At 69.9% G+C, this 25,386-nt stretch carries 19 protein-coding genes; 5 read left to right on the forward strand and 14 right to left on the reverse strand.

The window, feature by feature from the left end; all coding sequences use genetic code 11:
* Positions 1 to 2: 2 nt before the first annotated feature.
* The 4 genes from B5D66_RS11435 to B5D66_RS25475 form a co-directional block, all read right to left on the reverse strand.
* Complete coding sequence (locus B5D66_RS11435; RefSeq protein WP_235000943.1) at positions 3 to 2,603, reverse strand: phosphoenolpyruvate carboxylase; 2,601 nt, start codon at positions 2,601 to 2,603, stop codon at positions 3 to 5.
* Positions 2,604 to 2,814: 211 nt separating this feature from the next.
* Positions 2,815 to 3,906 (reverse strand): type II toxin-antitoxin system VapC family toxin, encoded by a 1,092-nt coding sequence (locus B5D66_RS11440; protein ID WP_078761661.1) that lies wholly within the window; start codon positions 3,904 to 3,906, stop codon positions 2,815 to 2,817.
* On the reverse strand, positions 3,893 to 4,135 hold the full coding sequence (locus tag B5D66_RS11445; RefSeq protein ID WP_144390082.1) for a hypothetical protein: 243 nt from the start codon (positions 4,133 to 4,135) through the stop codon (positions 3,893 to 3,895). Before B5D66_RS11445 ends, B5D66_RS11440 begins: the two co-directional genes overlap by 14 nt.
* Before the next feature lie 55 nt (positions 4,136 to 4,190).
* Positions 4,191 to 4,340 carry a hypothetical protein gene (locus tag B5D66_RS25475; protein ID WP_159457255.1) on the reverse strand — a complete coding sequence of 50 codons (150 nt, stop codon included), beginning with the start codon at positions 4,338 to 4,340 and terminating at the stop codon, positions 4,191 to 4,193.
* A gap of 1,018 nt (positions 4,341 to 5,358) precedes the next feature.
* Between B5D66_RS25475 and B5D66_RS11450 the strand changes: the two genes are divergently transcribed.
* The 3 genes from B5D66_RS11450 to B5D66_RS11460 all read left to right on the forward strand — a co-directional run bounded on the left by B5D66_RS11450 (position 5,359) and on the right by B5D66_RS11460 (position 9,122).
* The gene (locus B5D66_RS11450) at positions 5,359 to 6,963 is read left to right on the forward strand and encodes an acyl-CoA carboxylase subunit beta (protein WP_078761663.1); all 1,605 of its coding nucleotides are present in this window, start codon (positions 5,359 to 5,361) and stop codon (positions 6,961 to 6,963) included.
* Positions 6,960 to 7,214 (forward strand): acyl-CoA carboxylase subunit epsilon, encoded by a 255-nt coding sequence (locus B5D66_RS11455; protein WP_078761664.1) that lies wholly within the window; start codon positions 6,960 to 6,962, stop codon positions 7,212 to 7,214. The genes B5D66_RS11450 and B5D66_RS11455 overlap by 4 nt, the downstream gene beginning before the upstream one ends.
* A gap of 138 nt (positions 7,215 to 7,352) precedes the next feature.
* Entirely contained in the window at positions 7,353 to 9,122 is a 1,770-nt protein-coding gene (locus tag B5D66_RS11460; protein ID WP_078761665.1) for an acetyl/propionyl/methylcrotonyl-CoA carboxylase subunit alpha, read from the forward strand.
* 732 nt (positions 9,123 to 9,854) lie between these two features.
* On the opposite strand, the gene B5D66_RS11465 is transcribed toward B5D66_RS11460, so the two are convergent.
* The 9 genes from B5D66_RS11465 to B5D66_RS11505 form a co-directional block, all read right to left on the reverse strand.
* Positions 9,855 to 10,238, reverse strand: coding sequence for a DUF4913 domain-containing protein (locus B5D66_RS11465; protein ID WP_235000933.1), 384 nt, complete (start codon positions 10,236 to 10,238; stop codon positions 9,855 to 9,857).
* Positions 10,239 to 10,595: 357 nt separating this feature from the next.
* Complete coding sequence (locus tag B5D66_RS11470; RefSeq protein ID WP_078761667.1) at positions 10,596 to 11,663, reverse strand: hypothetical protein; 1,068 nt, start codon at positions 11,661 to 11,663, stop codon at positions 10,596 to 10,598.
* A gap of 73 nt (positions 11,664 to 11,736) precedes the next feature.
* Positions 11,737 to 13,536, reverse strand: a complete 1,800-nt coding sequence (locus tag B5D66_RS11475; protein WP_078761668.1) for a TraM recognition domain-containing protein — start codon at positions 13,534 to 13,536, stop codon at positions 11,737 to 11,739.
* A gap of 9 nt (positions 13,537 to 13,545) precedes the next feature.
* Entirely contained in the window at positions 13,546 to 15,135 is a 1,590-nt protein-coding gene (locus tag B5D66_RS11480; protein WP_235000934.1) for an ATP-binding protein, read from the reverse strand.
* Positions 15,136 to 15,151: 16 nt separating this feature from the next.
* Positions 15,152 to 16,630 carry an SCO6880 family protein gene (locus B5D66_RS11485; protein ID WP_078761670.1) on the reverse strand — a complete coding sequence of 493 codons (1,479 nt, stop codon included), beginning with the start codon at positions 16,628 to 16,630 and terminating at the stop codon, positions 15,152 to 15,154.
* A gap of 21 nt (positions 16,631 to 16,651) precedes the next feature.
* Positions 16,652 to 18,169 (reverse strand): hypothetical protein, encoded by a 1,518-nt coding sequence (locus tag B5D66_RS11490; protein ID WP_078761671.1) that lies wholly within the window; start codon positions 18,167 to 18,169, stop codon positions 16,652 to 16,654.
* 78 nt (positions 18,170 to 18,247) lie between these two features.
* Entirely contained in the window at positions 18,248 to 18,868 is a 621-nt protein-coding gene (locus B5D66_RS11495) for a hypothetical protein (protein ID WP_144390083.1), read from the reverse strand.
* Positions 18,869 to 18,886: 18 nt separating this feature from the next.
* Positions 18,887 to 19,189 carry a hypothetical protein gene (locus B5D66_RS11500; protein WP_078761673.1) on the reverse strand — a complete coding sequence of 101 codons (303 nt, stop codon included), beginning with the start codon at positions 19,187 to 19,189 and terminating at the stop codon, positions 18,887 to 18,889.
* Positions 19,190 to 19,201: 12 nt separating this feature from the next.
* The gene (locus B5D66_RS11505) at positions 19,202 to 19,762 is read right to left on the reverse strand and encodes a hypothetical protein (RefSeq protein WP_235000935.1); all 561 of its coding nucleotides are present in this window, start codon (positions 19,760 to 19,762) and stop codon (positions 19,202 to 19,204) included.
* 498 nt (positions 19,763 to 20,260) lie between these two features.
* Here B5D66_RS11505 and B5D66_RS11510 point away from each other — a divergent pair, with 498 nt between their 5' ends.
* Both B5D66_RS11510 and B5D66_RS11515 read left to right on the forward strand, forming a co-directional pair.
* Complete coding sequence (locus tag B5D66_RS11510) at positions 20,261 to 20,881, forward strand: hypothetical protein (protein ID WP_078761675.1); 621 nt, start codon at positions 20,261 to 20,263, stop codon at positions 20,879 to 20,881.
* 74 nt (positions 20,882 to 20,955) lie between these two features.
* Positions 20,956 to 22,230: a VldE C-terminal domain-containing protein gene (locus tag B5D66_RS11515; protein ID WP_144390084.1), complete on the forward strand. Its 1,275-nt coding sequence runs from the start codon at positions 20,956 to 20,958 to the stop codon at positions 22,228 to 22,230.
* A gap of 1,718 nt (positions 22,231 to 23,948) precedes the next feature.
* On the opposite strand, the gene B5D66_RS11525 is transcribed toward B5D66_RS11515, so the two are convergent.
* Positions 23,949 to 24,992, reverse strand: coding sequence for a hypothetical protein (locus B5D66_RS11525; RefSeq protein ID WP_078761678.1), 1,044 nt, complete (start codon positions 24,990 to 24,992; stop codon positions 23,949 to 23,951).
* Positions 24,993 to 25,386 lie beyond the last annotated feature (394 nt).

The following is a 25,386-nucleotide window of genomic DNA, read 5'->3' on the forward strand; positions in this document are numbered from 1 at the left end:
CCTCACCCGGTGTTCTGCAGACCCGCCGCCACCCCGTTGACCGTGAGCAGCAGCAGGCGCTCCAGGTGGCTGCGGTCCTCCTCGGAGAGCTCGCCCGCCTCCGCCGAGCGCAGCGCCTCCAGCGCGCGCAGCTGAAGGTGGGACAGCGCGTCCACGTAGGGATTGCGCAGGTCCACCGCGCGCGACAGGACCGTGCGGTTCTCCAGCAGGCGGTGGTGCCGGGTCACCTTGAGGACCAGCTCGCGGGTGCGGTCGTACTCGGCGAGGACGCGCTCGGTGAGCTCCGGCCGGCCGCCCAACATGAGGTAGCGCTCGGCGATCGCCCGGTCGGTCTTGGCCAGACTCATCTCGGCGTTGTCCAGCAGCGAGGCGAACAGGGGCCACTCCGTGTAGGCGGCGTGGAGGGCGTCGGGGTCGCCGGCCGCGGCCAGGCCGCTGCCCAGCCCGTACCATCCCGGCAGGTTGACCCGGGTCTGGGTCCAGGCGAACACCCAGGGGATCGCGCGCAGGTCGTCCAGGCCGCGCGCCGCCGAGCGGCGGGAAGGACGCGATCCGAGCCGGAGCTCACCGAGCTCCTCAAGCGGGCTGACCCGGGAGAACCACTCGGCGAACCCCTCGGTGTCGATGAGCGAACGGTAGGCGTCGTGCGCCGCCACGGCGATCCGGTCGGCCACCCCCCGGAACCGTTCGGCCGCGGCCTCCGCCTTCTCCTGCACCGTCCGGGTCGAGGCCATCAGGACCGCGTGGCCCACCTGCTCGATGTGGCGGCGCGCGATCGCCCGCTGACCGTAACGGGCGAAGATGACCTCCCCCTGCTCGGTCACCTTGAACCGGCCCGCGACCGATCCGGGCGCCTGGGCCAGCAACGCGCGGTTGGCCGGCCCACCGCCACGCCCCAGCGAACCGCCCCGCCCGTGGAACATGGTGAGTTCGACGCGGTTGTCCCGCGCCCAGGCGGTCAACCTGGCCTGGGCGTCGTAGAGCCGCAGAGTGGCGCTGACCGGGCCGACGTCCTTCGCCGAGTCGCTGTAGCCCAGCATGATCTCCATGCGGCGACCGGTCTGCTCCAGCCTGCGCTGCACACCGGGCAGCTTGAGCATGCCGTCGAGCACCTGGGGGGAGGCGTCCAGGTCGGCCCCCGTCTCGAACAGCGGAACCACGTCCAGGACCGGCGCCCGCCCCGACGGCAGCGCGCGCTCGGCCAGTTCGTAGACCGCGGCGACGTCCTCCGCGGAACGGGTGAAGCTGACGATGTAGCGGCGGCAGGCGTCCACGCCGAACCGCTCCTGGATCCAGGCGATGACGCGCAGGGTGGCCAGGACCTCCTCGGTGGCCTCCGAGAGCGCCCCTCCCGCGCGAAGCTCCTCCAGGGCCCGCGCGTGGACGGCGCTGTGCTGGCGGACCTCGAGTTCGGCGAGGTGGAAGCCGAAGGTCTCGGCCTGCCAGATCAGGTGCTGGAGCTCGCCGTAGGCCTGGCGGACCGCGCCGGCCGCGGCGAGCGACTGCTGCACCGTGCGCAGGTCCGCCAGGAACGCCTCCGGTCCGGGGTAGGCCAGGTCGGCGTCGCGCTCGCGGGTGGCGCGCAGCCGTTCGGTCGCGAAGAGCAGGAGCTGGCGGTGGGGTTCGCCCGGCGAGCGCTTGACGATCTCGGCGATCAGCCGCGGATGGCCCGCCTGCGCGGTGGCGAGCGCGGCGCGCAGATCCTCACTCGGCGGGGTGAGCCCGGTGTAGACGGTCAGGGTCCGGCCGATCCGCCCGCAGGCGGCCTCCAGCGCGCGCAGCACGTGCTCGGACTGGATCGCGATGGCCTCACGGGTCACCTCGTGCGTGACGAACGGGTTGCCGTCGCGGTCGCCGCCGATCCAGCTGCCGTAACGGACGAACGGCCGGGCCAGGGGAGGCCGCCGGCCGGTCCCCTCCGGGTCGATCGCGGCGTCCAGCGCGCGGTACACCTCGGGGACGACGCGGAAGATCGTCCCGTCGAAGGCGGCCAGCGCGGTGCGCACCTCGTCGAGCGGGTCGAGCTTGGTGTAACGCAGCTGGGAGGTCCGCCACAGCAGGTCGACCTCCTCGGCCAGCCGGCGCCGCGCCTCGGCCTCCTCCGCGCTGCCGGGGTGGGCCGCGCGCAGCCGTTCCAGCTGGTCGCCGACCCGCAGGATCGCCGTGGACACCGCGCGCCGGCGCGCCTCGGTGGGGTGGGCCGTCAAGACCGGGTGGAACTCCATCCCCTCGACGAACTCCCGCAGCCGCTCCTCACCCGCCTCCTCCCGGATGTGACGGACCGCCGCCGCGAGCGACTCGCGCGGCGGGTTCGCGGCGTCGTCGCGCTCGCGCAGCGCCCGGATCCGGTGGTGCTCCTCGGCCAGGTTGGCGAGGTGGAAGTAGACGGTGAAGGCACGCGCCACCTGCTTGGCGCGTTCGAGGGGCCATGAGGCCACGAGTTCGGTGATCTGCTCGCCGGTGACCGAGCCGTCCCGGGCGCCGATGACGGCCCGCCTGAGCCGTTCCACGTCGGCCAGCAGATCCTCGCCGCCGCTCTCGGCGAGGATCGTACCGAGCGTCTCGCCGAGGAGGCGGACATCGCTCCGCAGCCGGTCGGGCATCTCCTGGCGGGCACTGTCGCGTTCCGCGCTAACCGCTGTCATGCGGGTCACCTTACCCAGATTGGTCTGAACCACTTGAGAGGTGGGGGTCACATGGAGGCGGCCGTCGCGCAAAGCCCCGGAAGCCGGTCAGACCATGCGGGGAAGCCGACGTTCACGGAATCGCCCGGACGGGGCCGAGCCGGGAGGAACGCCCCTCCCGGACCCGGCTTCAGGGACCGCGGCGTCGCGGACCTTCCCTGCCCGCGGCCGTGTCCGGGAGGCGCGCGGCCGGACGGAACGGGTTGGCCCGGCCGGATCCCGCCCTGGACTTCTTCCCGGCTCCCCGCGCCAGGGCCTTGCCCGGCCCCGCGGGAAAATCCTTCACTGCGGCCTTCCGGCCCGCCTGGTCCGCCTGCAACGGCAGCCGCCAGGACGCTCCCGCCCGGTCGGCGAGCCTCTGGAAGTCACGGGAGTCGACGGTCGCGATGGACGTGGCGCGGTGCCTCTCCGCCGCGACGAGGACCGAGGCGTCACAGCCCCCGACCTTGATATCCGCGTGCTCCCTGATGATCTGCGCCATGCGGCCGTAGTCCTTGGGGCGCGCGTTGACGACACGGACGTCCGGTGCCTCGGCGAGCGTGCGCAGGAAACTCGCCTCCGCCCTGTTCCCCTCGGCCCCGAGACGACGGATCTGGAAGGCCGCCTCACCGACGATCAGATCGGGGACGAGCAGCTCCTCACGGCTGCGCGCCAGCCACCGCTCACTCGCCTCGGTGTGCCGGTCGCCGGTGACCAGGCTGACGAGGACCCCCGTGTCGAGGACCGCGGAGTCGCCCCGCGTCGCGACCTCGGTGTCCTCGGGCACGGGATCGCGGGGCCGCAACGGGCCCAGGGCGTCGGACTGGTCGGGCGGCGCGAACAGGAGGTAGTCGACCCCCTCCGGGCGCACACCGCCGTAACGGCCGGGGGTCACGGTCGCGATCTGGGGGCCTCCGAGCCGTTCCGCCACGGCAACGGCGCCGGCCTCCGCGGTCCCGAACCCGCTGTTGGGGTGGCGTCCGACGAGATCGGCCATCCGCGCGTAGTCGGCTCGGGTGTGTTCGACCACGACGAACCGACTTCGGTCGTTGAGTTCGTCGAAGAAGGCCGCCTCCGCCTGTGGCGCGCCGAGCCGCTCAAGAGCGTGGGAGACACCGGCGACCACGGAGGCCGGAACCCGTACCTGCTCGGTCTGCCGTTCGAACAGCTCCACGCAGGCCCGGTGGTCGGCGTCGCCCTCGCTGAGCAGGGCGATCAGAAAACCGGTGTCAGCGACGATCACCCGAGGAGCCGTCCTCCCCCTCGCGGGCGTCCTCGCCGTACAGAATCTCCCCGGTCCTTCTGCTCAGATCGGACGGCGCCCCCTTGAGCATCCCCACGAATTTCGGAAGCCCCGGGGCACGCGGCGGCAAAGGCATGCACTGCTCATTCAAGAGATCGATCGCGTCACGCAACCGCTCCTCGGGAATCCTCTCGACGAGCCACCGCAATTCATCACGCAGATCCGACATGAACATGATCCTAGCGCGGCACCGTCTCCGATCCCGGCCCCTGATCTCACCGGCGTCAACGACGATCACCCGAGGAGCCGTCCTCCCCCTCGCGGGCGTCCTCGCCGTACAGGATGTCCCCGATCCTGATGCTCAGGTCTCCCGGCCCCTCGAGCATCCCCACGAACTCCGGAAGCCCCGGGGGCGCGGCGGCGCGGGCATGCACTGCTCATTCAAGAGATTGATCGCGTCACGCAACCGCTCCTCGGGAATCCTCTCGACGAGCCGCCGCAATTCATCACGCAGATCCGACATGAACGCGGCCCTAGCGCGGCACCTTCTCCAATTCCGATCCCTTTTTCACCGGAATTCACCGTTCCCCGAAAAGCCCGGTGAACAGGTCCTCGGAAGAGACCACCGCCCCCACCACGGTCCCATGCCAGTGGTGGACGACAGGGCGCGGAAGGTCCTCGTGCCGGCGGGAGCCCTTGACAGGGGCCAATGGGCGCGCCGGAGAGGGCCGTCCCCGCGCGCCGGTCCGGTCGCAGACAACCGGGAACACCGGCGGCCACGGGAATCCGGGAGGCCCACCACCCCGATCTGCCGTTCCCCGGCTCCACGCGGGCCGGATGACCGGTGACGTGGCTCGGGCGGTGACGACCTCCTCAACGGACAGGACGGCCGGAGACCGGGATCGGCGGCGACCACCGTCCTCGCCCCGGCACCGGCGTTCCTCCGTACCGGCCCCTCGCCCCTGGGCATCCCCACGGACTTCGCAAGACCCGGGGCGGGTGACGGCCAGGACGCGCACTACCCGTCCAGGAGAACGACCGCCGCACGCGGCCACGCCCAGGTCCCCTCTTGATGGGCCACCACGACCATCACGCGAACCCGGCGTGAACGCGCCCGGCGCGGCCGGTCGTCACCTGACAACAGAGGCACCGAGGAGGCGGTCCCCCGGGAAGGAACACCATTCGAGGAGGGGCCGGTTCCTTCCCTTCCCGGAGGTGGACGTCCCGGTCGGTCCGCGCGAGAACGGACCACGGACCCCGACGGATCCGGAACCGGGAATGCCCACTGGACCGTTCTCCTGGCCGGCATCCCTCCCCCGGATTTCTCCCCCTACCGGGCCGTTCACCGGCACGGGACCACCCCTTTGGCCTCTTGTGCCCAACCCCACTTACCTCCGGGTAACCCCGAGCACGTCTCCTCCCAGGCGTCCCACGGGACTACTCTGGTTCTCCATGGCGACCGAAGCCCCTGAACCGTTGCCCGCGGCGGAGATCGACATCCACACCACCGCGGGGAAGCTCGCCGACCTCCAGCGACGCCGCTACGAGGCCGTGCACGCCGGCTCCCAGCGAGCCATCGACAAGCAGCACGCCAAGGGCAAGATGACCGCGCGCGAGCGCATCGACGCCCTGGTGGACCCCGGCTCGTTCGTGGAGTTCGACGAGCTGGCCCGACACCGATCCACCTCCTTCGGTCTGGACGCCAACCGTCCCTACGGGGACGGCGTGGTCACCGGCCACGCCACGATCGACGGCCGCCCGGTGGCGTTGTTCAGCCAGGACGTGACCGTCTTCGGCGGATCGCTGGGCGAGGTCTACGGCGAGAAGATCGTCAAGGTCCTCGACCACGCGCTGAAGACCGGCTGCCCGGTGATCGGCATCAACGAGGGTGGCGGCGCGCGCATCCAGGAGGGTGTCGTCGCGCTCGGCCTGTACGCCGAGATCTTCAAGCGCAACGTGCACGCCTCGGGCGTCATCCCGCAGATCTCGCTGATCATGGGCGCGGCCGCCGGCGGACACGTCTACTCCCCCGCGCTGACCGACTTCATCGTGATGGTCGACCAGACCTCCCAGATGTTCATCACCGGCCCCGACGTCATCAAGACGGTCACCGGCGAGGACGTCACCATGGAGGAGCTGGGCGGTGCGCGCACGCACAACGCCCGTTCGGGCGTCGCCCACTACATGGCCTCCGACGAACAGGACGCCCTCGACTACGTCAAGGCGCTGCTGGCCCACCTTCCGGCCAACAACCTGGAGGACCCTCCGGTCTGGGAGGCGCCGGCGGAGCCGGAGATTACCAACGCCGACCGGGAGCTCGACACCTTCGTCCCCGACTCCGCCAACCAGCCCTACGACATGCACCAGGTCATCGAGCACGTCGTGGACGACGGGGACTTCCTGGAGGTCCAGGCCCAGTTCGCCCCCAACATCATCGTGGGCTTCGGCCGGGTCGAGGGACGGCCGGTCGGCGTGGTCGCCAACCAGCCGATGCAGTTCGCCGGCTGCCTGGACATCGACGCCTCGGAGAAGGCGGCCCGGTTCGTGCGGACCTGTGACGCCTTCAACGTCCCGGTGCTGACCTTCGTGGACGTTCCCGGTTTCCTACCGGGGACCGACCAGGAATTCCGCGGCATCATCCGGCACGGCGCCAAGCTGATCTACGCCTACGCCGAGGCCACCGTCCCGCTCGTCACCGTCATCACGCGCAAGGCGTTCGGCGGGGCCTACGACGTCATGGGGTCCAAGCACCTGGGCGCCGACATCAACCTGGCCTGGCCCACCGCCCAGATCGCCGTCATGGGTGCCCAGGGAGCGGTCAACATCCTGCACCGGCGCGCGCTGGCCGCGGCCGAGGACCCCGAGGCCGAGCGGACCCGGCTGGTCCAGGAGTACGAGGACACCCTCCTCAACCCCTACGTCGCCGCCGAACGCGGCTACGTCGACGGGGTGATCCTCCCCTCGGAGACCCGGACCTCGGTCATCAAGGCGCTGCGCAGCCTGGGCGGCAAGCGCGCTCAGCTGCCGCCCAAGAAGCACGGGAACATCCCGCTGTGAGCCCGCGCGAGGAACACCCCGGAACCGGCACGCGGCCCTTCCTCCAGGTGGTCAAGGGCGATCCGTCCCCCGAGGAGGTGGCGGCGCTCGTCGCCGTGCTGACCGCGCGGGCCCGTGCCGCCCAGGCGGCGCGGGCCGCCGCGGAGCGTGCCGCCACGCCGGTCTCGGCGTGGCGCGACCGCTCGCGCCTCGTGCGCCGGCCGCTGCGCCCCGGGCCGGGGGCCTGGCGTTCCGCCTTCCATCCCGGATGACCCACCCAGACGTAGATGTCCCGAGGGCGGGCATACCTGTGCCGACGGCCAGTGGTCCGCCTTGCCTAGACTTCTTTCCAGGCTTTTGCCATGCGGGCGCGAGGGCAAGCCGACGCCGTAGCAGGAGGAATTTCTAACGTGCGCAAAGTTCTGATCGCCAACCGAGGCGAGATCGCGGTGCGGATCGCCCGCGCCTGCCGGGACGCCGGTCTGGCCAGCGTCGCCGTCTACGCCGAACCCGACCTCGACGCGCTGCACGTCAAGGTCGCCGACGAGGCGTTCGCGCTGGGCGGCACCACTCCCGCCGACAGCTACCTCGACATCGCCAAGATCCTCGACGTGGCACGCGAGTCCGGGGCCGACGCCGTCCACCCCGGCTACGGATTCCTCGCCGAGAACGCCGACTTCGCCCAGGCGGTCATCGACGCCGGGCTGACCTGGATCGGCCCGCCGCCCTCGGCCATCACCGCGCTGGGCGACAAGGTCCAGGCCCGGCACATCGCGCAGAAGGTCGGCGCGCCACTGGTCGCCGGCACCCCCGACCCGGTCTCCGGGGCCGACGAGGTCGTCGCCTTCGCCCAGGAACACGGCCTGCCCATCGCGATCAAGGCGGCCTTCGGTGGCGGCGGCCGCGGGTTGAAGGTCGCCCGCTCGCTGGACGAGGTCGCCGACCAGTACGAGTCCGCGGTGCGCGAAGCCGTCACCGCCTTCGGACGCGGCGAGTGCTTCGTCGAGCGCTACCTCGACCGCCCCCGCCACGTCGAGACCCAATGCCTGGCCGACGCCCACGGCAACGTCGTGGTCGTCTCCACCCGTGACTGCTCGTTGCAGCGCCGCCACCAGAAACTGGTGGAGGAGGCGCCTGCGCCGTTCCTCACCGCCGAGCAGCTCGACCTGCTCTACTCCTCCTCCAAGGCGATCCTGCGCGAGGCCGGTTACGTGGGGGCGGGCACGTGCGAGTTCCTCGTCGGCGCCGACGGCACCGTCTCCTTCCTGGAGGTCAACACCCGCCTCCAGGTCGAGCACCCGGTCACCGAGGAGGTCACCGGCATCGACCTGGTGCGCGAGATGTTCCGCATCGCCGAGGGCGGGACCCTGGACTACGAGGACCCGGTGGTGCGCGGCCACTCCTTCGAGTTCCGCATCAACGCCGAGGACGCCGGCCGGAACTTCATGCCGGCGCCGGGCACCATCACCTCGTTCAACCTCCCCGGCGGGCCCGGGGTGCGCGTCGACACCGGGTGCGAGGCCGGGTTCACCGTCCCGCAGGCATTCGACTCGATGGTGGCCAAGCTGATCGTCACCGGGCGCACCCGGACCGAGGCCCTGGAGCGCTCACGCCGCGCCCTGGCGGAGTTCGAGGTCGGCGGCATGCCCACCGTCATCCCGTTCCACCAGGCGGTCGTGGCCGACCCCGCCTTCGCCCCGGCCGACCCCTCGCAGCCGTTCACGGTGCACACTCGCTGGATCGAGACCGAGTTCGACAACGACATCGCCCCCTACTCCGGGCCGACCGTCCAGCCCGAGGAGGCGGAGCCGCGCGAGCGGGTCACCGTCGAGGTCGGTGGGCGGCGGGTCGAGGTCGTCCTGCCCGCGGGGCTGGGCGCCGGCGCCACGGCCCCGGCCGGGCGGACCGCCCCCAAGCGAACCTCCCGACGGTCGGGCGGGGCGGCCGGCACGGCCGTGAGCGGCGACGCCCTGGTCTCCCCCATGCAGGGCACCGTCGTCAAGGTCGTCGCCGAGGACGGCCAGACCGTGGCCGAGGGCGACACCATCGTGGTCATCGAGGCCATGAAGATGGAACAGCCCCTGACCGCCCACAGGGCCGGCATCATCAAGGGCCTGGCCGTCACTGCGGGCGAGACCATCGGCAACGGCGGCGTCGTCTGCGAGATCAAGGACGCCTAAGCCGGAACCGCTCAGCGAGAACAGAACGCGCCGTCCCACGGGGGCGGCGCGTTCTGTTCTTCAGGAGTCATCCGTCTAGATCCCGGTCCCACTGCTCCACGCCCCTTCCAGCCGGGGCATGGAACAGAAAGACGGATTTCTCAGGAGGACAACCGTCGAAGACCCGGATCCACTTCTCCGCTTCCGCGCCGATTGGCCTGCCACGGGATTGGCTCCCTCATCACCGGGAGACGGAACACAGGAATCTCAATTCGTTTCTGGGAGCACCAGGGAAGGCGAGGGACGCGAGCGGAGCGGTGGAAGTCGGCTTCCTACCGCTGAAGCGGTTTTCGCTACCTCCCCCTCTCCTCAGCGAGCGAGGAGGTCCCCCTCCCCTCTCTACCGATTGAGAGGCTCCCCCTCAAGAAACCGGAGTTCCGCTTCTCCAAGACCCCTTCGCCCTTTCTCCAATGGCCCCCGAGTCCTGTGCAACGGAGGCCGACTCCTTCCCCCTCTTCTCGCCCCCGAAGCTCCGCACCTCCTTGTCGGGTTCGCGAGGAGCTGGGACCTCCGCCAACCTCCCGGAGTCAAGTAGCTTGGCGCCGCCCCCATCCGAGTTAGTGAGACGGGTACAGACAGGGGACGTTGATCGGCACTCGCCCCAAGGCGTTCACCGGCCCTGAGAACGACCATTTTCCCTTCTCCCTGGAGGCTGATGACCATGCTCAAGTGGTGGTGTCCCTGAGCCTGTTCCTAAGAGTCGAACCAGCCTTCTGGTGCCGGTACGTGCGGCAGGGGACGGGGTTCTTGGTGTCGGCGGGACGTGCACTCCCGGAAGGGGCCGGTGTCGCCCAGGATGATGGGGAGCTGGAAGTCGAGATAATCCCGGTACCACGTGGCCATACCCGTCCCCGGCTCCCAGCGCAGCACCTCCCAGGCGTGCCAGATCGCCTGGAACCTCGACACCGCCTCGGGATGTCTCCACCACTCCGCACACCAACGGAACTGGCCGCCCTCGGGCCGGCAGTACATCGGCAGGAACCGCTGGGTCACGAACTCCTCAACGCTGCCGTAGACCGGCTCCGGAGCCTCCTCACCGTTCTCCTCCACCCGCTCCTCCCGCGCCTCATCCGCCATTTCCGTCATCCTTCTCCCTTCACCTCGGACACCACAACGGCCGGAATCGAACCGCCCGACCCGGCCGCTTCCTTATCCCCATCCGGCATCGCCGGGTCCTGTTACCGCGCTCCCACTCCGTGCGTACTCCGCCCTGTTCCGGGAGCCTGCGGGGTTCCTCTGCGCTTCCGCTAGGGCGGCACCCATGTGCTTGGCTCCCTCGTCAGAGCCCCGGTGCCCGGTCAGGTGCGCGCGGGAGACCTACCGGCCCGCTCGAATCCGGCGTCCCCACACGGAAGATCCCGCGTGTTCTCCCCGCCCCCTCCCCCGCCTCCCGTGCTCGGGCCACCGGCCTCCGCACGACCGCGCGGGGACCTGTCAGATCCAGCCCACGAGCCAGGGACCGCTCTCCTCCTTGGGCACCTTCACGGAGTTCTCAGGGTCGTCCAGGGGAAGGGTGTACCACTCGCCGGAGGCCTCGACGACGAGGCTCTTTCCATCCGGGGAAAGACAGAAGAATCCGACCGGACTTTCCCGCTCGGGAACGATCGTCCGCCATTCCTCGATCTCCAGGTCGGGGGAGACGGTGACCTCGATGATCTCTCCGGCGGCCGGGCCCTCCGGCAGCATTCCCGTCCGGTTGTTGGCGACGAGGTACTGGTTCTCACCTTTGCGCAGCAGTCCGGTGTCGTAGAGCTCGATGTCGCGAACGCCCATGCCGCGGCTGATGGGATATTCCCGTGGGAACACCACGGCGTTCACCCTCCGTTCCCCGTCCACCTCCTGGTAGCGGATGACCGGATGCTCGGACGGTCCTTCGCCGGTATACCCGATTTCGGCCTCCGCGGGCCCGTTCGGGCCCGGAACCCACGAGGCGTTGGGATCGTCGAACCGGCCGACTTTCTCAGGCTCCTCCTCCCCCTCGATGTCGACCGTGTAGACCGTTCTCGTGTCCATGTTCCGCTCGGCGTACCAGAGCAGGCCGGTCTCGACGTCGTAGTGGAGATCGTCCTCGATCTCCGGATTCCCTCCGGCGAGCGTGGACTCCTGTGGGGAGATCGTCCGGACCAGACGCGCCTCGTCCTTCTCCCCCTCCAGACGGAAGATCTCGATCTCTTCGGAAAGGAAGCGGTAGTAGTGCGAGTAATCGGCGCTGAAGGTCGTGGGCGCCTCCGGGTCGGGGAACATCGCGTTGTCCTCGGGGAGGAGGATCCGATCCCGTTCGGTCCCGTCCACGGGATCGAGCACAGCGAGGAATTTCCGCTCCTCCTGGTCGAAGACGACGAGCCCCGACTCGTCTCCCCAGACCGGCTCCGTGGCGGAGGCGCTGGGAGAGGGCTCCCCTCCGCCCCCCGCCGACGGCTCGCCCGCTCCGCACGCCGTGGTCAGGAGCACCAGGACCGCACCGATCGGGGCGGCCCTGAGAACCCGTCCTTCTATCGTCATTCCCGCTCTCACCTTCGTTTTTCTCCGCTCTGGTGATGTCGGACGCCCACGCTTCCGCAAAGGGCGTCCCCGGTCATCTGGAGGCGCCGTACCGGGCCTGCGCCCCTTGGGTGATGACCTGCTCCGACTCCTTGATCGCGGCGCTGACGGCGTCGGCGTCGCGGCCCTTGTACCAGGGGCACATCTCGACCAGGGTGGGCTGGGCGGCCGTGGCGAACAGGAGGGCCTCGCCCTTGGCGATCTGGCGGATCTCCGAGCCCTGCATGATCTCCTGCCTGCGCACCTGGACGGAGTGGTTGCCCTTCCCGTCGCCGTAGCTGAAGGAGCCCGTGGACACGTCGTGCTGGCCGATGAGCTTGGACAGCGCGTCGACGATCTTGTGGTCGTCCAGGCCCGCGCCGAAGACCTTCACGGTCGCGGCCGACCACATGGCCTCCATCCCGTTCTCCGTCCACACGCGCACGCCCTGGCGGTAGCTCTGCAGGATGGTGACGGGGATGATCCCGCGCGATCCGAGGTGGGAGTACAGGTCCGGGAGGTCGGCGATCTTGCAGATGTTGGCGGCCTCGTCGAGGACGGCGACCAGCGGCGGGTCGAGCCGGCCGCCCTGGCCCTCCGATGCCTCCTCACCGGCGATGAAGATGGCGTCGGTCATGGCGGCGATGAGCGGGGCGGCGGCCGAGCGGGACTTGCTCAGCAGGTGCAACGTCTGCTTGGAGGCGACGAAGGAGCGGGGGTCGAACTCGTCCAGGTTCCCCTTCGCGGGCGGGTTGACCCACTCCATGATCTCGGGGTCGTCCAGGCAGCGGGCCGCCGTCCGCGCGGTCGTGTAGATGCCGTCACGGGTCTCGCTGACGATGTTCTGGGTCTCGCGCAGCGCCTCGGCGTAGGCGACGAACCCGTGGTCGAACAGGATGTCGACGGGGCGCGTGTGCTTGGCGTCGTGCAGCCACTCCCCGACCGTCGCCAGGGATTCGCCGTCCAGCGCCGCCGCGAGGATCAACTGGGAGATGAGGGTCTTGGCGGCCGGGCCCCACATGTCCTTCTTGGAGTCGTCGTCGATGGTCAGCACGAAGTGGCCGGCCAGGCGGTGCGCCACCTCGACCGTGTCGACTCCGCGCAGGGGGTTCCACCAGAACTCCTGCGGCTGGTGGGTGATGCGCTGCGGGTCGAACAGCCAGACCCGCTCCCCGGTGCGCTCCGCGCGGATCTTGGCGGTGGCGGCCCAGACGTCGCCCTTGTTGCTGGTGGCCAGGGCCGGGCCGGGGGCGGCGAGGACGTAGGGGATCGCCATGCCGGTGGTCTTGCCGGCCCGGGGCGCCATGTAGGCGAGGATCGTGTCCTCCCAGGAGGCGAAGAGGGTCGGCCCCGCGGGGCCGCGGGGCTGCTTGATCTTCCCGATGACCAGGCCGACCTCGTCGTCGGAGAGCGACTTGGCCTTGCGGCCGGCCAGCGTGCGCCTGCGCAGCCGCAGGGCCTTCTCGGCCGCCTGGGGACGGGCGAGCTCGGCGACGGTGTCGTCCCCCTTGTTGAGGGCGGCCACGGGGTCGCCCTCGCGCCCCCGGTACTTACCGATCGCGCGGAAGATCAGGATGAGCGCGCCCAGCAGGAGAGTGGCGATCACGGCGAAGACCGCGACGACCAGGGGAGTGGGGACCTCCGGCCAGGTGCTCGCGGTGTCCCAGGTGAACAGGCCGAGGATCCAGGACACCCCGAACCCCGGCACCTCCGCCCCGGTCATGGCTGCGGCGACGCGCGCCGACAACCAGAACAGCCACACCAGTAGTACCGCTCCCCACAGGGCGACGAGGGCGAACAGGGGGCTCGCCGCCGCCGACAGGCCGCTGCCGCGCGGCTGGATCCTTTTTCCCATGTCCGTCCCTCACAACCTCATCGCCTGGTCGGTGTCGTAGAGCCATTCCTCGTCGCGGGTGAGCGCCATCTGGACCGGGATCCCCAGACGCTCCGCGCCGGTCTTGATCAGGTACTTGCCGCGCCCCGGGTGGCGCGCGCCGGGCTGCCAGGAGTCCGGCGACGACCAGGACGCGACGAGCGCCTGCTCGGGGCCGGTGAGCGGGGTGATCTGGTGGACGCTGGCGAGCTCGCGCGGCGGCAGCCCCGCCATGACGAGGATCGCGCTGCGGTCCACGAAGCCCCGGGCCTTGGCCCGGTCCTCCTCCGTGGCCAGGGCCTCCAGGTCCGACAGGGAGTGGGTGACCATGATCGAGGCCATGCCCTTGGAGCGGTTGAGGCGGGTGAGCGAGTCGGCGTACTCGACCAGGCCGGGGGCGCCGCGCAGCGCCCGCCACAGCTCGTCCATGACGCCGAGGAAGGAACGGCGGGGCGCGAGCCCCGCGTCGGCCAGCGCCTGCGCGGCGTCGACCATGCCGAACCCGTAGCTCCAGGTGCACAGCATCGCCGCGGTGAGCAGTTTGTCGCCGGCCGCGCCGACCCTGCTGATGTCCACGCTGACCGCGGGGCTGTCCAGGTCGAGCGGGGTGGTGGTCTGGTCGTCGAACACTCCGGCCAGGGATCCGGCGACGAGGAGGCGCAGGGTGAAGATGAGGTCGTCGACGCGGCCGTCGTAGCGCAGGTCGTCGCCGGCGCGGGCCATGGACCGCAGTTCCTGCGGCCCCTCCTCGATGATCTTGAGAACGTCGACGACGGTGGGCTGGCGCTCCTCGCCGAGCCGCGCGTCCAGCAGGTCCACCGCGGTGCCGAGGATGACCTCCTCGGCGTTGCTGATGGGGCCTTCGCGGACCAGCGTGCACAACGCCATGAGCAGGGAGATCCGCCGCCCGCGGACCTCCCAGCGCAGCTTCTCGCCGTCGGGGCCGCTCATCCTGCGCACCACCGATCCCAGCGGGCCGGAGTCGAGGGGGTTGATCCGGTCCAGGCCCCGGCCGATGCGGATCACCTGGCCGCCCAGGTGCCGCACCAGGTCGGAGTAGTCGGGCTTGGTGTCGCCCAGGACGAGGGTCTTGGTTCCCGTCGCGATCGACCCGGTCACCAGGCGCTTGACAAACGTCGACTTGCCGGTTCCGGGCTGACCGAGGACGAAGACGCCCGGGTTGGTGACCAGGCCGGCCCGCAGCCAGGCCAGCGGGTCCATGCAGACGACCTCGCCGGAAAGCTGGTCGCGTCCGATGGGGGTGCCCACGGAGGGCGGTTTGCTGCTGGTCACGAACGGGAACAGGCCGCAGGCCTGGGTCGTGGTGGCCTGGTACTCGGGCACCGAGCAGATGTTGGGGGAACGTCCCCCTGATCGGTGGGCCCACCCCATCATGGGGGGAAGCTGTTCCCTCTCCTTCTGGTCGACGAAGGAGCCCGGGTCGGGCCCCGTCGGCTTCGACCGGCCGACCCCCTTGGCCGCCTTGGGGGCTTTCGCCGCTTTGATCCTTTTGGCGGGTCGAGGGGACCGCTTCTCGCGGGCCGCCTCGTCCTCGCCGCGTTCTCGTCCACGCCTGGGCACGCTAGGCCCTCCTCTCCTACCAGCCGTTGAGCCGCTGGAGCAGCCAGGGCGGGCAGATCCCCAGCGGAAGTGTGGTGGCGAAGGCGACGTCCTGGCTGCCCCAGGCGCGCCGCAGCCGGATCCGGGAGGATTCGGCCGCCGATTCGGTCTGGGCGATGGCCCCGGGCAGTTTCTCCTCGTCGGTGACGGTGACCGTCACATACATCGACATCTGGACGAGACCGGCGCCCATGCTCTCCTCGCGGGCCGCCTGGGCCGCCCGTTCCTCGTCTTGCCGGTCGCGGGCACTGACCTGGTGGCGTACCCGCCGGCTGAGCTCGGACCTGTACTGCGCGGCGGTCCGCTGGCTCTCCAGGGTCGCCGCCGCGCTCGCCGCGGGCCAGGGGCGGTAGAGGAGCGTGGTGCGCTTGGTGTAGCGGGTGGGGGCCAGCAGTTTGGCGAGCACGCTGGAGGTCACGTTGGTGCGCGGCGCCTCCTGCCACACCCAGGCGACGCTGACCCCACCGTCGTGCCGGTAGTGGTCGTGGAAGATCTCGGCTCCCATGGGGCCGGCGTCGGCCCAGTCGTCCGTGCGGATCGTCTCGGGGTCGGTCGTCAGAAGGCGGTTGGTCTCGCCGCGGGCGTCCGGCTCGTAGGCGTTGCGGACGGTGGCCACCAGGTGCTGGGGGGTGGACCGGCCCAGGACGCTGACCCCGCAGTTGCCCAGGGAGGCCTCCAGCTCGTTGAGGTAGTTGCCGAGCTCCGCCACCGCCTCCAACCGGGTCTTGGGGGCCGCGGGGAACTTACGGGGGTCGAAGGTGATCGACACCCGGGTCTCGACGTTGGCGCTGACCGCGGGGGCCGCGGCGACGAGGTCGTTCATGATCTTGTGCGCCTCGGCCGGAGCCTGGGGGTTCAGGGTCGACAGCACCTGGTCGCGCAGCGTCGAACCGGGGTCGGGCGCGGTTTCGACCGTGACGGCGACCCAGGAGACCCAGGGCATGTAGCCGAGCCGGGCGAGCCAGGCGTGCCAGTTGGCGACCCAGGTGTCGACGTCGTGCGACTCGGCCAGCCAGGTGGAGTTGGGCGCGGTGCGCAGGGTCGCCGTCATGTGCCCGGTCCGCCGGTGCCAGGCGACCCCGTACCTGCCGCCACGGCCGTCCTCGACGTCGAGCAGGGAGATCGGGGCGAGGATCCCGGGGAGCTGGAAGGCCCGGGGGTGCTCGATCATGACGCCGGCCTGGTACTTGGAGTGTCCCTTCATCCGGGTGAGCCACCAGCGGAAGCGGGCGGCGCTCCAGGCGGCCAGGGACTCCCCCTGGACGGGGATCGCCATGAAGAGGGCGGCGAGGAGGAAGGGCGGAGCCAGGTAGAGCAGCCAGGCGGGGTTGATCGACGCGGCGACGACCAGGACGATGAGCCCGCCCATCAACCCCAGCGTCGCCCCCAGACCGAGCCCCGCGATGCCGATGCTGCGCTGTTTGCGCCAGCCGCCGTACATGCGTGGTTGCGACATGGTGAAGGCATCCTTCGGTGATCAGTTCTGCTCTTGGGTCGAGCCCGCGGCCTCGTGCCCGAACTCGCTGGCGGCGTTGAACGCCTGCTGGGTGACGTTGCCCCAGTCGGGTGCGGTACCGCCTCCGCCGTTGCTCGGGGGAGCCGCGCCGGTGGTCGGCGCCGCGGGGATCGGTCCCCCGCTCCCCTCGCCTCCGGCCGGCGGGGCACCGGTCGCCGGTGGAGCCCCCGTGGAGGGAGGCGACGATCCGGTCGGCGGGGCACCGGTCGCCGGCGGGGCCCCCGTGGAGGGAGGCGACGATCCGGTCGAGGGAGAGGAGGAGCCCTCGGGCGAGGGGGAGTCGGTGGAGGGGTCGGCGGGACCTCCCCCGTTCTCTCCCGGGGGAGCCGATCCCGTCTTGGCGCCCGGAGGCTGGGGCGCGCCACCGCCCCCACCGCCTCCGCCGCCTCCGCCGGGGAACCCTCCCGACATGTCCCCGAGGTTGCCGGCGATGGTGCCCGCTTGGCCGCCCGCGGCTCCCGCCGCGGCGCTCGTTCCCCCGGTCGCCACCGCCATACCGACCCCCGCGGCCGCCCCGGCGATCGCCGGGGCCGGGTTGCCGAGTCCGCCGACGTGGCCGACGGTGAAGTCGAAGAGCTTGACCATCACCGGCATGGCGAGCAGGGCCAGGCCGATGATCATGACCCCCATCGTCATGTTGTAGGCGAGGTCGACGAGGTCGGCCCCGGTCACCCCTTCGGCCTCCTCGTTCTCGGGCAGCATCAGCGACTCGGGGGTGACGTCGTCACCGGCGGCGCTCCCCGATCCGCCGTCCAGGAGGCTGAATCCCACCCACATGACGAGGACCGCGCAGGGTTTGTAGAAGATCAGGGCGAGCATCCACCCCGTGATCTTCTCGAACCACTTCGTGCCGGGGATCATCTTGCCGACCGCCGCCAGGGGGAGGACGCCGGCCAGGACGAGCAGCGAGGCGTCCCGCAGGATCATGAAGATCATCTGGACGAAGACGAAGAGGACCCCCAGCAGGGCGACGATGATCATGAAGAAGGCGTAGGCGAGGTACTGGAGGACTCCCTCGGCGATGCTCATCTTCTCGCTGAAGACCTGGGTGTCGATGATGTCTCCGACGAACATCATCGAGAAGGAGTCGGAGAAGGAGATCATCGCCCCGGCGATCCCCAGCCCGAGAAGGGTCGTGATGACCAGGGTCAAGATGCCGGAGAGCATGTTCATCATCGGTTCCACCCGGCGCATCAGCGCGAGCCGCGCCGCGGCCGCGAGGATGCCGCCCACCGCGATGATGCCGACCAGGGGCATGAGCGAATCGTTGAGGCTCGAGACGATCGAGTCCTCACTTCCTCCGGAAGGCATCCCGGAGGGGATCAGGGACTGCGTGTCGAGGTCGATCGTGGGCTTCATCGCCCAGCCGACGAGGAACATCTTGAGCATGCTCAAGAAGGAGTTGAGTCCGATCGTGGCGAGGCTGGCGACGCCTTCGCCGACCCAGTCCTCAACAGAACCGAACAGGGCATCAAACACGGAACACCTCACCGAGGGCCGGCGGCCGGATCGACTGGGAGGCCGGTCTCCACGGGAGAGACCGGTTCTCAAGGGTCATCACAGGCCTGCCACGCCGGTGATGATGACGGAGGAGAGCAGCATGAGGGAGATCCCGAAGATCACCCAGGTGACCGTTCCCACTCCCTCGACCACCAGGTCGCTGCGCCCGATCCGGCCAAGCGCCATACGGCCGGCCGCGAACAGCAGGCCGAGCACCCCCAGGACCGCGACAACGCCTTTGCCCCAGGAGATGATCGTGGACAGGGCGCTGTCGAACGCCTCCCTGTTCTCCCCGGCGACCGAGGCGTCGGCCTGGACGCTGCCCGAGAGCATGGAACCCGGCAGGATCTGGGATACGAGCGGAAGCGCCACGAGGGTCAGGCACACGGACAGCAGCACCCAGGGGATCTCGCCGACGCTCTGCGCCGCCTGCCCCGCGTGGCCGCGCATGGCGGCCGAGACGATCTTGCCCGCGATGATCAGCAGGCCGATCACCCCGAGGATCAGCGCGAGCCACTTGAGCGCCCCAAGGACGGGAAGCAGGGCCTCGTAGGCGGCCGGCGCGCTCGGGGGGATCGGTTCCTCCCCCCGTTGCTGGGCACATGTCAGCCCCATGACCTCCGGACGGACGCACGGAATGTCCTGGGCCAGGAGCATGGCTCGCGAAGGCAGACTCATGAGCATCCCAACGGGCGTTTAGACGAAACCGAGCACGATGGGGATGGCGACCATCATCAGGGAGAGCCCGAACACGACCCACACCAGCGAACCGATACCGTCGGCGGCCAGGTCGGTGCGGCCCATCTTGCCCAGCGCCATCCGTCCCGCCGAGAAGAGAATGCCGATCACTCCGAGGACGACGATGACGCCCTTGGCCCAGCCGAAGATCGTGTTGAGGGAATTGTCGACCTCGTCTGGGAGGTCAGCACCGGGATTGGGGACGAGGGCGGCCACGAACTGGGTCGTGACCTCGATCGTGTGGAGGGGGAGGAAATCCATGGTCAGACCTTTCTATTCCAGGGCCGTGCCCAAAAGCCGATCGCGTGCCTGTTCCGCACAGAGTTGACGAATTTGCCGGAGCGCCTCCCTGGCCTTACGTGGCAGGGCGACTTTTCCCGCCTCGGCCGTGTCCACGTAACGCAGGGCGGGAACAAAGGGGAAGTGCACCAATCCGCCGACCCGCTCCTCAAGTAGCCGGAATCGGATACGGGCGGCCTGGGGCGGGCCTCCGGCCCCGTCCGCGACCACGATGAGCGCGGTGATCCGAAGTCCCTGTTCCGTCAGCGCGGTGACCGTTTCCGTCGCCCGGCCGCTGGCCGCGACGGTATCCCGGCAGACCAAGATCAGAGGTCTGCCATACGTGCCGATGTCACTCCGTTCGGGACCATACGATCCGAGGTCCCAGGAATCGCCGAGCAGGACGTTGAGCGTGCTGGTCCCCGCACCGCCATGGCAACCGAAAAGCACGGCTTCCTGCGTCCATGCCGGTAGTTCCAGGCCGCTTTCGACTTGTTCCGGCGACTCGACCTCTGATTCCCGGCCGTCCGGGCGCCTAGAGGCGAAGAAACTCATAAGGATCTCTTCTCCCGTTTTCCCGTCCTGGCGTCACTCCGAAGAAGACAGGGCCGAAAGGCGAACGCACCCACCCAAAGCCGGGGACGAAACGTCCGGAGCATCACAGGATTCCGGCGCCCTGTCAATACGTTTCCTCCCTCGCAAGAAGCGTCTACAACTGTTCCGTATCGAACCGCTCGGATTTCTTTGACGCATCCCGTCCCCCTTCCGCTCCCGGATAGGCCGGATCCGGTCAACGGACCGGTGAGCAGAAACGACGCCCGTCCTTCCGGGGAGGGCAGGTGACCTCTCTCAACAGACAGGAAACCACGGGGGTACGACAGAACTCGCTCCCCGCTTCTCCGCCCTCTTCAGAGGGGTCCTGATTCAAAAACCCGTTTGCCTGTGTCGTAGCCGATTGGTATGACAGACGAGTTCTCTTCCGTCCGAGCCCTCACGGACTCGATGTCGAAAGAATTCGCCTTCGACCGTCTTGACCGAGGTGAGCGACGACAGATGCCGGATTACTACACCCCGGACCGGACCCCTTGGGTCATCGGCGTCGCGACGGTCGGCCTCGTCGTCGCCATCGCCCTCTTCGCCACCGGCTGGCTCTCCCCGTCCTCTGAGGCACCGCCCTCCGAAGGACGGTCCGAGCCGACGATCGGTGGGACCGGTGCCCCGTCCCCGTCTTCCCCCAGCCCGCCCGCCGATCCCCTGCCGGACGACCAGGACCTGGTGGAACTCTTCGTCGACCCCGAGGAGGTCAGGGCCGCGCTGGGAACCTCGCTGGGATACGCGGAGGCGCTCGCGACCTTCTCCCCCGAGGAGACCGAGAGCGACTACCATGACCGGCTCGCCGTGCTCTCGGACGCGAACATGGCGTCGGGTCTGCCGTCCAACACCCTGATCGGACCGATCTACGAGCAGCTGGAGGCCTCAGGAGAGGCCACCAGGGGAAACGCCCGCATCATCAGTCTCCAGGCCGGCGACGGTCAGATGCATTTCACCTTCCTCGTCACCGCGATCCCTATTGACGACCCTGAAGAACGGATTGAGATCGGCAGGGTCTATCTCATGACAGACAGCTACAACGGTAACTGGTACATCTCAGGTATTGACCGCTTCCTGCATTGACCGAATAAATCGTCCTCTGCCCCGGACATGATTTCCTCACATCAATCGACTGACGACTGAGAAACCCCGGGGAGATGTTGAGACTATTCGTCCGTCCAGTCCGCAACGACCGCGGCGAGGCGGTGACCCTCACCGTTGTCGGGGTCATCGTTGTGTTTGTTCTGCTCCTCACCCTGGTCCTCATGCTCTCCCTGGTGGCGGGGGGACGCGGGTCCGGCGCGGCCGCTGGCTGCGCGCCGCGTTCCTCCCAACCGGGCCTTTCCGGCGATGCCGAGAATGGAATTCCCGAGGATTATCTGGAGGCCTACCGGCAGATCGGCCGTGAGCACAACATCCCCTGGAACGTCCTCGCCGGCGTTGGGAAACAAGAAAGCGACCACGGCCGCACCCCCTCCAGCGGGGTCTCCTCCGGCACGAACGATGCCGGCGCCGCGGGCCCTATGCAGCACGGCGTCTTGAACGACGGGGCCGCGGCCAACGCCTGGTCCAAGCCGGTGAGGGGCGACAGGAGACTCGACGTCGATGATCTGAGCGGAGCGAGTTTCTGGGACGATCCCTCACGTCGCCATGGCGATGGTTCGGGCTGGCCGGGATACTTCGCGGCCGACGGTAACGACGACGGTTTCGTCGACGTCTACGACATCTGGGACGCGGCCACCGGCACCGCCGGCTACCTCCTGTGGATGGGGTTCGAGGAGAACCCCGAAGCGGCCCTCCAGAGCTACCACGACGGTCCGGGTAATTCCCCCGGCTGGTATTCGGACAGCGTCATGCGCTGGGCCGAGAGTTACGCCGACGGGGAATTCGAGGTCGTGGACGGTTCGGGGGCGCAGAACTGCGCGCTCCCCGGCCCTCCCGGGGATGTCGACGTCGAGAAGATGAAGGACGGCGAGCTCGAAGAGTGCACTGTTCCGGGGCTCTTCGGTAAACAGGGCGGGGTCCAGATGCTGACTCCGCTCACCTGCGCGGCCCACGCGGTGATCTACGCAGAATTCGAGGACGTGGTCCACAACGTCCACGCCCAGCGCTGCCCCGACGACGGCTACGAGCATCCGCGGGGACGCGCGGTCGATTACATGATCAACGGTGGCGGTGTCGTCGCCACGGGGCAGGATGAGAGGAACGGCGACGACCTCGCGGCCTGGGTCCAGCAGCATGCCGCCGATCTGGGCGTCTACTACATCATCTGGAAACAGCGGATCTGGTACGCGGCGACACCCGGCAGCGGCTGGAGCGGGATGTCGGACCGCGGGGGCGCGACCGCGAACCACTACGACCACGTCCACGTCTCCTTCATCGGCTCCAACCAGACGACCTGCAACGACGGCATCAACGTCGGAAGAACCTGAGATCCGTCCCGCCTTCCCCCCGATCAAGAGCAGGAGTGCCGAGTGGCGAAGGACAACCTCCCCCCTGAGGGGAACCAGATCGATCCCGTGAACGAGGCCGCCCGGGAGTCGGGGAGAAGAGTGGCGGATCTGTTCAGAGCCCTGTGGGAGCTGCTCCGGGCTTTGTTCGGCCGGAACTCCTCACGAGCCGGCGGCGCAGAACCACGGCAGAGCGGCAGAGGGCCGATGGGCGACCGTGCCGCCGCACGTCCGCAAGGGGACATGGGCCCTCCCGCCCGGCCCCGGATCGGTTACTGGCGTGGTCTGACCGCGGCGGCCCGCGGAGTGGTGGTCGCCGTGCGCGGAGTCGTGTCCGCGGCCGGTGAACTGCGCCGGGCGTTCAGAGCCCGCAGGGAGGAGCGGAGACGGGCGGGAAGCTCGGAGGCGCCCGGTCGCGCCGGACGGAGCGGGCGGTCGTCGGGGCGGCCATCCCGTTCCCCCGGCTCCACTCCCGCGTGGCAGAGACCTCTCATCGCCGCGGCCGCTGTGGCGGGGCGGGTCTGGCGGGGATCGGCCCGCGCGTTCGCGGGCACCCGCAACCTCTTCCGGAGCCGGCCCACGGCTGGACCGGGGCGTGCCGCGCCCTCCTCCCAGGAAAACCGACGCGGCGCGGGCGAGGCGGACCCGCGGCCGGGACAGGCGCCCCCCTCCTCCCCCCGGGAGCGCGCCGGCGAGCCCCCGGAAAACCCCCTGGAGGGAAGGATCGTGCGGCATCAGGGGAGTGACGTCTCCCCGGCGAGGTCCGCCGTACGCGACGTTGCGCCCCTCAACGGGGAGGTCCTGCGCAGGGCTCGGGCTGGAGAGGGGATCCGGTCCGCGCGGAACCGGCCGGCCCTTCCAGCGCCGAATCGGGACCAGAGGAAGGGGCGGTCGTGATCCGGCCGGTCGACTTCCCCTTGCCTCCGGCTTCCCCCGGTCTCGCCCAGTGGTCTTCCCGAGGAGCGCGGAGCGCGCGGAGGGCCGTGAACGCCGGCGGCAGGCCGGACGGTGCCCTGCGCCCGGTCCCACCGCCACGGCGCCCCCTGCCTTCTCCCCGTCTCGCCGCGCTTCCCTCCGTCGCGGTGCTCCCAGCGCGACGGACGGCGCCCCGCACATCGGACGTGCCCCTGGACCGCCCCGTGGATCCGGGCCTGCGCCACGGCCGCCGAGGGGCCGAGCGCGGGTCCCTCGCAGCCGGGAGCGGGCGCCCCGCCGACCGGATCCTGCGGGGCCTGGACGCCCCGGCGGGTGCCCTGGGCAGCGCGCTCTCCGCCAGGGCCGCGGCACGAGGTCGTGGCACGACGGGCGGGCCGGCCGTCCCCGCCGACGCCCCGGGGGCCCGGCCGGACCTGCCCCGTGGGACCCGGGCGGTCTCCGGCACGGGCACCCGGCGGGGCATCGTCGGCGGCGGGCCGGAGCGCTTCACCTGGGGAGACTCGGCCCGCACCGTCCGGGGCGGCCTCGCCGCGGTGGCCATGGGGGCGCGGCCGCCCCGGTCCTCGCGTCCGGTTGCGGCCCCGTCCGTGAGCACGCGCACCGCCGCGCGCTGATCCGGCCGGGGCGTGGCCGGCCCCGGCCTCGAAGGTCCGCCCCCGCCCCGGGACGACGGCGGGGAGGAGACCCCTCCCCGCCGGTCCACACTCGGCGACCCAGGCCCCCGAAGACGGCTGCGCCCGCGCCGGTGACCGGCCCCGGAATTCCTAGATCCAGCCGATGAGGGTCTTCTTCCTCCCCTCCATCGTCACCTGCACGTAGGAGTCAGGGGCGCTCAAGGGGAGGACGTGCCACTCGCCCGAGTGGTCGACGGCCAGCCGCTCGTTGTCAGGCGAGAGGTGGAAGGAGTCGAACGGGCCGCCATCGGCGACGACCGTCCTCCACTTCTCGATCTCCAGTTCCGGGGAGGCCGTCACCTCGATGATCTCACCGGCGACCGGGTCGTACTGCTCGATGGAGACGTCCACGTTCGTCGCCACGAGGAACGTGTCCTCTCCCGCGAAGGTCAGCTCGTTCTGGTAGAGCACCGTGTCCGGCACGCCGGTGATCCGGGTCGCCATGTTCTCCTCGTAGGGGAACACGACGCCGTAGGCCTTCCGTTCGCCACCGAGATCCCGGTACTGGACCACGGGGTCCCCCTTCTGCTCCTGGGGGTCGCCGACGAGCCCGTACTCGGGCACCACCGGCCCGCTGTCCCCGGGTATCCACTCGGCGTCGGGATCGTCGATCTCCCCCATCTTCTTCGGCGGGGCGTCGCCTTCGAGCTCGACGGCGTAGACGGTCCTCCCTTGGGAGCCGGCCTGTTCGAACCAGAGGAGCTGTGATTCCGGGTCGTATTGGAGCTCCCTCTCGATGGCACCCGCTCCGGACAGGGATCCGCCCGGGGCGGCAACGGTGCGGGCCAGGCGCGCCTCCTCCGTCGCGCCTTCCACGCGATAAATCCGGATCTCCTCGCCCATGGGCCGGTAATAGTGGGAGAGGTCGTCGGTGAAGTATTCGTTCGGTTCGCTGTAGGGCCCCAACCAGCTCGTGTCCGGCAGCAGGATCCGGTCGATCTCAGAGCCGTTGTCGGGATCGATCAGGACGACCGAGGCATCCCCGTTGTCCCGGCCCGCCTCCAGGCCGACCAGTCCCGATTGGTCGCCCCAGCGGGGTTCCTCGGGAGAAGGCTGTTCCGAGGACGGTATTTCCTGCGCCGTCCCTCCCCCGGCACTTCCACATGAGGTCCCCAGAAGGACGATAACGGCCACACCGACCGGAAATCGGAGAACACGCCTGTTCAAATCCGCTCCACTCCTCGCCATTCAGCATGCCGACGCGGAGTGTACCAAGCACGTCCACTGTTATTTAGACCGAGGCGTCCCACTACGGGGTTTCCGAAAACTGCGGACGGTCGACGCGGAAAATGCGTATCCAGCCCGCTCCGGACGTTTTCCCGAAGCCACCGCCGGATACCTCTCCGGCGTTTCTCCTCTCGCCGCGGAGACCGGGACGGGGAGCACGGTCCCGTTCCGGGCGATGCCGTGACACGCGTTTCCGTCTCCCCGGAGATGAAAAGGAGAGACCGGGGACGGCCGCGCCGTGTGCCCGGGCCCGTCTCGTCCGGGGAGCACCGCCCGCTCCCCGGCGCGGGCGGCCGGAAGC

The organism is Marinactinospora thermotolerans DSM 45154 (assembly GCF_900167435.1).
GTDB classification, from domain to species: domain Bacteria; phylum Actinomycetota; class Actinomycetes; order Streptosporangiales; family Streptosporangiaceae; genus Marinactinospora; species Marinactinospora thermotolerans.

Excerpts from the sequence above, each read along its gene's own strand:
- B5D66_RS11435 (WP_235000943.1), bottom strand. The coding sequence starts at position 2,603 with ATGCCCGACCGGCTGCGGAGCGATGTCCGCCTCCTCGGCGAGACGCTC.
- B5D66_RS11445 (WP_144390082.1), bottom strand. The coding sequence starts at position 4,135 with ATGTCGGATCTGCGTGATGAATTGCGGTGGCTCGTCGAGAGGATTCCC.
- B5D66_RS11450 (WP_078761663.1), top strand. The coding sequence starts at position 5,359 with ATGGCGACCGAAGCCCCTGAACCGTTGCCCGCGGCGGAGATCGACATC.
- B5D66_RS11465 (WP_235000933.1), bottom strand. The coding sequence starts at position 10,238 with ATGGCGGATGAGGCGCGGGAGGAGCGGGTGGAGGAGAACGGTGAGGAG.
- B5D66_RS11470 (WP_078761667.1), bottom strand. The coding sequence starts at position 11,663 with ATGACGATAGAAGGACGGGTTCTCAGGGCCGCCCCGATCGGTGCGGTC.
- B5D66_RS11475 (WP_078761668.1), bottom strand. The coding sequence starts at position 13,536 with ATGGGAAAAAGGATCCAGCCGCGCGGCAGCGGCCTGTCGGCGGCGGCG.
- B5D66_RS11485 (WP_078761670.1), bottom strand. The coding sequence starts at position 16,630 with ATGTCGCAACCACGCATGTACGGCGGCTGGCGCAAACAGCGCAGCATC.
- B5D66_RS11495 (WP_144390083.1), bottom strand. The coding sequence starts at position 18,868 with ATGAGTCTGCCTTCGCGAGCCATGCTCCTGGCCCAGGACATTCCGTGC.
- B5D66_RS11500 (WP_078761673.1), bottom strand. The coding sequence starts at position 19,189 with ATGGATTTCCTCCCCCTCCACACGATCGAGGTCACGACCCAGTTCGTG.
- B5D66_RS11505 (WP_235000935.1), bottom strand. The coding sequence starts at position 19,762 with ATGAGTTTCTTCGCCTCTAGGCGCCCGGACGGCCGGGAATCAGAGGTC.
- B5D66_RS11510 (WP_078761675.1), top strand. The coding sequence starts at position 20,261 with ATGCCGGATTACTACACCCCGGACCGGACCCCTTGGGTCATCGGCGTC.
- B5D66_RS11515 (WP_144390084.1), top strand. The coding sequence starts at position 20,956 with ATGTTGAGACTATTCGTCCGTCCAGTCCGCAACGACCGCGGCGAGGCG.